The organism is Conservatibacter flavescens (assembly GCF_002795425.1).
Classification (GTDB): domain Bacteria; phylum Pseudomonadota; class Gammaproteobacteria; order Enterobacterales; family Pasteurellaceae; genus Conservatibacter; species Conservatibacter flavescens.
On the sequence record NZ_PHHA01000029.1, the window covers coordinates 1 to 6,937 of the forward strand.

General features: G+C 38.5%; 10 protein-coding genes. 9 read left to right on the forward strand and 1 reads right to left on the reverse strand.

The annotated features are described in order from the left end of the window. Positions 1–88 precede the first annotated feature (88 nt). Entirely contained in the window at positions 89–310 is a 222-nt protein-coding gene (locus CVP05_RS11135; protein ID WP_100289647.1) for a SlyX family protein, read from the reverse strand. Between the two features lie 219 nt (positions 311–529). On the opposite strand from CVP05_RS11135, the gene fkpA reads away from it, so the two are divergent. The 9 genes from fkpA to CVP05_RS11180 form a co-directional block, all read left to right on the forward strand. Beyond that, a complete protein-coding gene (gene fkpA / locus CVP05_RS11140; protein ID WP_100289648.1) occupies positions 530–1,243 on the forward strand; it encodes an FKBP-type peptidyl-prolyl cis-trans isomerase in 714 nt (237 codons plus the stop codon). Between the two features lie 81 nt (positions 1,244–1,324). After that, positions 1,325–1,996, forward strand: coding sequence for a helix-turn-helix transcriptional regulator (locus CVP05_RS11145; RefSeq protein WP_100289649.1), 672 nt, complete (start codon positions 1,325–1,327; stop codon positions 1,994–1,996). Continuing rightward, a complete protein-coding gene (tusD, locus tag CVP05_RS11150; RefSeq protein ID WP_100289650.1) occupies positions 1,993–2,373 on the forward strand; it encodes a sulfurtransferase complex subunit TusD in 381 nt (126 codons plus the stop codon). Before CVP05_RS11145 ends, tusD begins: the two co-directional genes overlap by 4 nt. Beyond that, on the forward strand, positions 2,373–2,732 hold the full coding sequence (tusC, locus tag CVP05_RS11155; protein ID WP_207761370.1) for a sulfurtransferase complex subunit TusC: 360 nt from the start codon (positions 2,373–2,375) through the stop codon (positions 2,730–2,732). Before tusD ends, tusC begins: the two co-directional genes overlap by 1 nt. An 8-nt stretch (positions 2,733–2,740) precedes the next feature. After that, on the forward strand, positions 2,741–3,007 hold the full coding sequence (locus CVP05_RS11160) for a DsrH/TusB family sulfur relay protein (RefSeq protein WP_100289652.1): 267 nt from the start codon (positions 2,741–2,743) through the stop codon (positions 3,005–3,007). 158 nt (positions 3,008–3,165) lie between these two features. Further along, positions 3,166–3,540, forward strand: a complete 375-nt coding sequence (gene rpsL, locus CVP05_RS11165) for a 30S ribosomal protein S12 (protein ID WP_013745731.1) — start codon at positions 3,166–3,168, stop codon at positions 3,538–3,540. Between the two features lie 142 nt (positions 3,541–3,682). Next, on the forward strand, positions 3,683–4,153 hold the full coding sequence (gene rpsG / locus CVP05_RS11170) for a 30S ribosomal protein S7 (RefSeq protein ID WP_100289653.1): 471 nt from the start codon (positions 3,683–3,685) through the stop codon (positions 4,151–4,153). Between the two features lie 117 nt (positions 4,154–4,270). Beyond that, entirely contained in the window at positions 4,271–6,373 is a 2,103-nt protein-coding gene (gene fusA / locus CVP05_RS11175; RefSeq protein WP_100289654.1) for an elongation factor G, read from the forward strand. Positions 6,374–6,434: 61 nt separating this feature from the next. Then, a partial coding sequence (locus tag CVP05_RS11180) for a GTP-binding protein (RefSeq protein ID WP_100289270.1) occupies positions 6,435–6,937 on the forward strand: 503 nt, incomplete at its 3' end.

Sequence of the window (6,937 nt, forward strand, 5' to 3'; positions counted from 1 at the left end):
TTTTTTTTTTGTGTTTTTGGAGGAAAGGGATTGTTCATTACGCCTATCACACTCTATTTCATTCCAGTTATTTCCACCATTACACCTTTTAATAATGTGGAGGAGGGGTTTCTTCCGCTTGGCTGGCAATATTTGACGGCTGTATATCTTTAAGTTTATTTGCAAGATAGCGTAATTGTAATTGCATTTTATCAATAAGAAATTGTTGTTCAACAAGTGATTGATTTAATTCCTCAATAGTCATTTCTTGAAAAGTCACTTTCATTTCTAATTCGGCGATTCTTTGTTCAAAGTTTTGCATTTTATTCATAATTTTTCCAAATAAATGTTGTACATTTTGCTAATACACTTTAACCTATTCTATGAAAAATAAGTAGGTAAATGTATAGTCTTTCTAACTTCAATTCAATACATTATCAGGCTCACTTGCGCGTTATCTATACTATCTGCGCTTGCCTATTTTGGCTTGAAATGAATTTTTGATTATATGTTGTACTAAAAATTTTCTCTCTACAAAAAGGAAAACATAATGAAAAAATTATCAACAGTTGCACTTCTTATTACGATGGGTTTTTCAGGTATTGCTTTGGCAAATACGATTTCTGACAAGAAATTTATCGACGAGTCTTCGTATGCTGTAGGCGTTGTGATGGGCAAACAAGTGGAGGAAATGGTTTCTTCACAAAAAGACATTATTCAGTTTGATACAGCTCGAATTTTAGCTGGTGTTGAAGATACGGTAAAAGGTAATTTGAAATTATCTGATGAAGATATAAGTAAGCAATTACAAGCATTAACTGAAAAATTAGCAGAATTAGAGAAAGTAAAGGCAGAAGAAGCCGCTAAAGAAGCGAAAGCGAAAGGTGATGAATATCGTACAGCGTTTGAGAAGCAAGATGGTGTGAAAAAAACAGCATCTGGGATTTTATATCGCATAGTAGAAGCTGGGAACGGTGAGTCGCCGAAGCCGGAAGATACAGTAAAAGTACATTACGTTGGTAAGTTAGTTGATGGGACCGAATTTGATAGTTCTCATAAGCATGGACAGCCTATTGAATTTAAACTTAACCAGCTTATTCCAGGTTGGATCGAGGGAATTCAGTTAATTAAAAAGGGTGGAAAAATTGAATTAGTATTGCCACCTGAATTAGCGTATGGTGATCAGGCAGCAGGTCAAATTCCACCAAATTCAACATTACATTTTGATATTGAGTTACTTGATATCGTACCAGAGAAAAAATAATGAAAAACAGACCGCACTTCGTGAGTGATAGGAAAGTGCGGTCATTTTTTGATGAGAATTGAATAAGTGGATAACGTTAATATGTTAAATGATCGACGTCCTTTTACTGATGAAGATCATGCCATTTTAAACTCCTATAAAGCTGTTGTTGATGGCCTTGCATTGCTAATTGGCGAACATTGTGAAATTGTATTACATTCTTTGGAAGATATTGAGCATTCTGCAATTTGTATTGCTAACGGTCACAACACAAATCGTAAAGTAGGATCACCAATTACGGATTTTGCTTTGAAATCATTGCATAATATGCAAACAGAGAGTGTATCTACCCCTTATTTTACGCGAGCCAAAAGTAATAGATTAATGAAATCTGTTACAGTGGCAATTCGTAATAGTAAACAGCGTACGATAGGGTTACTTTGCATTAATATTAATTTGGATGTGCCAGTTTCACAATTCATACAAACCTTGCTACCTGTTGGATTGCAAACAGAAACGTCATCAGTAAATTTTGCGAGCTCAGTAGAAGAGCTAGTCGCTCAAACCCTTGAACATACCATTGAGGAAGTGACATCAGATCGTTTAGTTGCAAATAATAATAAAAATAGACAAATTGTGGTGTCTTTGTTTGAGAAAGGTATTTTTGATATTAAGGATGCGATTAATCAAGTGGCAGAACGTCTCAATATTTCACGGCATACAGTCTATCTATATATTCGTCAGATTAAACAGGAAGATGACAATAAATCATGAAATATGTGTTAGCCGTTAATCAGCCGGCCTATGGTTCGCAGGGGAGCTTTCTTGCATACCAATTCGCTTGTGAGTTAGTTTTGGCTGGGCATGAAATTACACAAGTTTTCTTTTATCAAGCTGGGGTTGGCAATGGAAATCGCTTTGTCTACCCAAACAGTGATGAATTTCATTTAGTAAAAGCATGGCAACAATTTGCTGTTCAACATAATGTGCCTCTAAACTTATGTATTGCCGCTGCACAACGGCGTGGCGTAGTTAATGCTGAGACTGCGTATTCAGCGGAGCAAACGAATTTAGCTGATGGGTTTTGTCTAGCTGGATTAGGTGAGTTTAGTCAAGCAATATTGCAAGCAGACAGGTTGATAACCTTATGATCCAGATAGCTTTTGTCTTTCGCACAGCACCTTATGGTACATCGGTTAGTCGAGAAGGTTTAGATGCTTTGCTTGCGGCTTCCGCTTTTTGTGAGCCAGAAGAGATGGCCGTCTTTTTTATAGATGATGGTATATTTAATTTGTGCTCAATCCAACAACCTGAAAGCATTTTACAAAAAAATATTGGCGCAATGTTTAAATTATTAGATCTCTATGACATTGAACAACGCTATATTTGTCAGCAGTCTTTATCCAATTTCAATATGGATGCTATGCCATTATTGATAAATTGTGAGAAAATTGACCGCACTTTGATGATGTCTAAGTTGAAAAGTGCGGCTAAAATTTTGACTTTTTAAGGCGATTTATGTTGTATACTTTTTCTCGATCTGATTATTCTTTAGATGAATTAGAGAGGTATTTAGCAAATGCTGGGATCAATGATGCGATAGTTTTATGGCAAAATGGTGTATTACTGGCACTGAAGTATCCTAACTTATTTGAGGGCTGTTTTGCGTTACAACAAGATATTGAAGCTCGTGGTTTGCAAGCTATGAATCTCAAAGTACAGTTAATTTCTTTGACTGATCTTGTTGGGTTAACAGAACGGTATTTTCCGCAGCTGGCGCTTTAACGTGATAATGTTAAAAAAGATCAACAATTCAATAAAGATCGCTGCTTATTTCTTGACATCTCGTAAATTGAAGACTAGAATTCGGTGTCTTCTTTTCTATTGAATGGAAGATAAACACATATATTGGTATATAATAGTTAAAAACTGGAGCTTATTTAATGGCAACTATCAACCAGCTAGTACGCAAACCGCGTGTTAAAAAGGTTGTAAAAAGCAACGTTCCTGCATTAGAGGCTTGCCCGCAGAAACGTGGCGTGTGTACTCGTGTATACACTACTACACCTAAAAAACCGAACTCAGCATTACGTAAAGTATGCCGTATTCGTTTAACTAATGGTTACGAAGTAACTTCTTATATCGGCGGCGAAGGTCATAACCTTCAAGAGCACAGTGTTGTGCTTATCCGTGGTGGTCGTGTTAAAGACTTACCAGGTGTGCGTTACCACACCGTGCGCGGTGCACTTGACTGTGCAGGCGTAAAAGACCGTAAACAAGGTCGTTCTAAATACGGCGTTAAACGTCCTAAAGCTTAATGGTTCTCCGTTAAGTAAGGCCAAACGTCAATTAAATTATTTAATTAACCATAAACTCCAGTAAATATTAACGCATGAAAGTGCGGTCAATTATTTAAGAGTTTTGGATAATCCTGAAGATTAAAATACGGAGAAATTCGCAATGCCACGTCGTCGTAGTATTGAACAACGCAAGATTCTTCCAGATCCAAAGTTCGGATCAGAATTACTTGCAAAATTTATTAACGTTTTAATGGTAGATGGTAAAAAATCTATCGCTGAAAAAATCGTTTATAACGCATTAGATACTCTTGCTCAGCGCACGGGTAAAGATGCTTTAGATGCATTTGAAGCTGCATTAGACAATGTGCGTCCAACGGTTGAGGTTAAATCTCGTCGTGTAGGTGGTTCAACTTACCAAGTACCAGTTGAAGTTCGTCCTGTACGTCGTAATGCACTTGGTATGCGTTGGATTGTTGAAGCTGCGCGTAAGCGTGGTGATAAATCTATGGCATTACGTTTAGCAAATGAATTGTCTGATGCGTCTGAGAATAAAGGTGCTGCGGTGAAAAAACGTGAAGACGTTCATCGCATGGCAGAAGCTAATAAAGCGTTTGCTCACTATCGTTGGTAATTACTTCATAGTGATGTTTGATAGGCTTTATCTCATGATGTATGCGTACAAAAATGTGATAAAGCCTTATGTATATTAAAATTTTTTAAATTCGTAATTCCAGCAAGGAAATATATAATGGCTCGTACAACCCCTATTGAAAGATACCGTAATATCGGTATCAGTGCTCATATTGATGCAGGTAAAACAACGACCTCCGAGCGTATTCTATTTTATACCGGTGTTAGTCACAAAATCGGTGAAGTGCACGATGGTGCAGCAACTATGGACTGGATGGAACAAGAGCAAGAGCGTGGTATTACTATTACCTCTGCTGCAACCACTGCTTTCTGGAGCGGTATGTCGCAACAGTTCCCTCAACACCGTATCAACGTTATTGATACCCCAGGACACGTTGACTTTACTATTGAAGTAGAACGTTCAATGCGTGTTCTTGATGGTGCAGTAATGGTTTACTGTGCGGTAGGTGGTGTTCAACCACAATCTGAAACGGTATGGCGTCAAGCAAACAAATATAGAGTACCACGTATTGCCTTTGTTAATAAAATGGACCGTACTGGTGCAAACTTCCTACGTGTTGTTGAGCAAATTAAAACACGTTTAGGTGGTAATGCCGTTCCTCTACAATTGCCTGTAGGTGCAGAAGATAACTTCAAAGGTGTTGTAGATTTGATTAAAATGAAAGCGATCAACTGGAATGAAGCTGATCAAGGTATGACTTTCAATTATGAAGATGTACCAGCAGATATGTTAGAAGCTTGTGAAGAATGGCGTAATAACCTGATTGAAGCAGCTGCTGAATCTTCAGAAGAATTGATGGAAAAATATTTAGGTGGTGAAGAGCTAACTGAAGAAGAAATCAAAGGCGCATTACGTCAACGCGTACTTGCTAATGAAATTATTCTTGTTTGCTGTGGCTCAGCGTTTAAAAACAAAGGTGTTCAAGCAATGCTTGATGCGGTTGTTGAATATTTACCAGCACCAACTGATATTGAAGCAATTAAAGGTATTAACCCTGATGAAACAGAGGGTGAGCGCCATGCAAGTGATGATGAACCATTTGCAGCTTTAGCATTCAAAATTGCAACAGACCCATTCGTTGGTAACTTAACGTTCTTCCGCGTATATTCTGGTGTGATTAATTCTGGTGATACAGTTATCAATGCTGTAAAAGAAAAACGTGAGCGTTTTGGTCGTATTGTACAAATGCATGCGAATAAACGTGAAGAGATTAAAGAAGTTCGTGCCGGTGATATTGCTGCGGCAATCGGTTTGAAAGATGTTGGTACTGGTGATACATTATGTGCTTTAGATGCGCCAATTATTCTTGAGCGTATGGAGTTCCCAGAGCCTGTAATTTCTGTTGCAGTTGAGCCAAAAACAAAAGCTGACCAAGAGAAAATGGGATTAGCTTTAGGCCGTCTTGCACAAGAAGACCCATCATTCCGTGTTCATACAGATGAAGAGTCTGGAGAAACGATTATTTCCGGTATGGGTGAGTTACACTTAGATATCATCGTTGACCGTATGAAACGTGAGTTTAAGGTAGAAGCGAATATTGGTAAACCACAAGTATCTTACCGTGAAACTATTCGTACACGTGTTAACGATGTTGAAGGTAAACATGCAAAACAATCTGGTGGTCGTGGTCAATATGGTCATGTTGTAATTGATATGTATCCATTGGATCCTGAAGGTCCAGGATACGAATTTGTTAACGAGATCAAAGGTGGTGTTATTCCTGGTGAATATATCCCAGCAGTTGACAAAGGTATTCAAGAACAACTTAAATCAGGTCCATTAGCGGGTTATCCAGTAGTTGATCTTGGTGTTCGTTTACACTTCGGTTCATATCATGATGTGGACTCTTCTGAGTTAGCGTTTAAACTTGCCGCTTCTATCGCATTTAAAGCAGCATTTAACAAAGCGAACCCAGTATTACTTGAGCCAATCATGAAAGTGGAAGTTGAAACTCCACCAGACTATGTTGGTGATGTAATTGGTGACTTAAGCCGTCGTCGTGCAATCGTGAATGGTCAAGAGAGTAATGAGTTTGTTGTGAAAATCAATGCAGAAGTTCCACTTTCTGAAATGTTTGGTTATGCAACAGATCTTCGTTCACAAACTCAAGGTCGTGCCTCATACTCAATGGAACCATTGAAATATGCTGAAGCACCACAAAATGTGGCAGCGGCAGTAATTGAAGCACGTAAAAAATAATTTTTAATAAAATACACCGCACTTTTGGGTGCGGTGCAAACTTAACAAAGGAAATTTAGCAATGTCTAAAGAAAAATTTGAACGTACAAAACCGCACGTAAACGTGGGTACAATCGGCCACGTTGACCATGGTAAAACAACTTTAACCGCAGCGATTACAACTGTATTAGCGAAACACTACGGTGGTGCAGCGCGCGCATTCGACCAAATCGATAACGCGCCAGAAGAAAAAGCACGTGGTATTACCATTAATACTTCACACGTTGAGTATGATACAGAAACTCGTCACTATGCACACGTTGACTGTCCAGGACACGCGGACTATGTTAAAAACATGATCACTGGTGCAGCACAAATGGACGGCGCGATCTTAGTAGTCGCGGCAACTGACGGTCCTATGCCACAAACCCGTGAGCACATCTTATTAGGTCGCCAAGTAGGTGTACCATACATCATCGTATTCTTAAACAAATGCGACATGGTAGATGACGAAGAGTTATTAGAATTAGTTGAAATGGAAGTACGTGAGCTTCTTTCTCAATACGATTTCCCAGGCGACGATAC

Bases quoted from the DNA above. Each gene is read 5' to 3' on its own strand.
- tusD (WP_100289650.1), top strand. From the start codon at position 1,993: ATGAAATATGTGTTAGCCGTTAATCAGCCGGCCTATGGTTCGCAGGGG.
- CVP05_RS11145 (WP_100289649.1), top strand. From the start codon at position 1,325: ATGTTAAATGATCGACGTCCTTTTACTGATGAAGATCATGCCATTTTA.
- CVP05_RS11135 (WP_100289647.1), bottom strand. From the start codon at position 310: ATGAATAAAATGCAAAACTTTGAACAAAGAATCGCCGAATTAGAAATG.
- fkpA (WP_100289648.1), top strand. From the start codon at position 530: ATGAAAAAATTATCAACAGTTGCACTTCTTATTACGATGGGTTTTTCA.
- rpsL (WP_013745731.1), top strand. From the start codon at position 3,166: ATGGCAACTATCAACCAGCTAGTACGCAAACCGCGTGTTAAAAAGGTT.
- CVP05_RS11160 (WP_100289652.1), top strand. From the start codon at position 2,741: ATGTTGTATACTTTTTCTCGATCTGATTATTCTTTAGATGAATTAGAG.
- fusA (WP_100289654.1), top strand. From the start codon at position 4,271: ATGGCTCGTACAACCCCTATTGAAAGATACCGTAATATCGGTATCAGT.
- rpsG (WP_100289653.1), top strand. From the start codon at position 3,683: ATGCCACGTCGTCGTAGTATTGAACAACGCAAGATTCTTCCAGATCCA.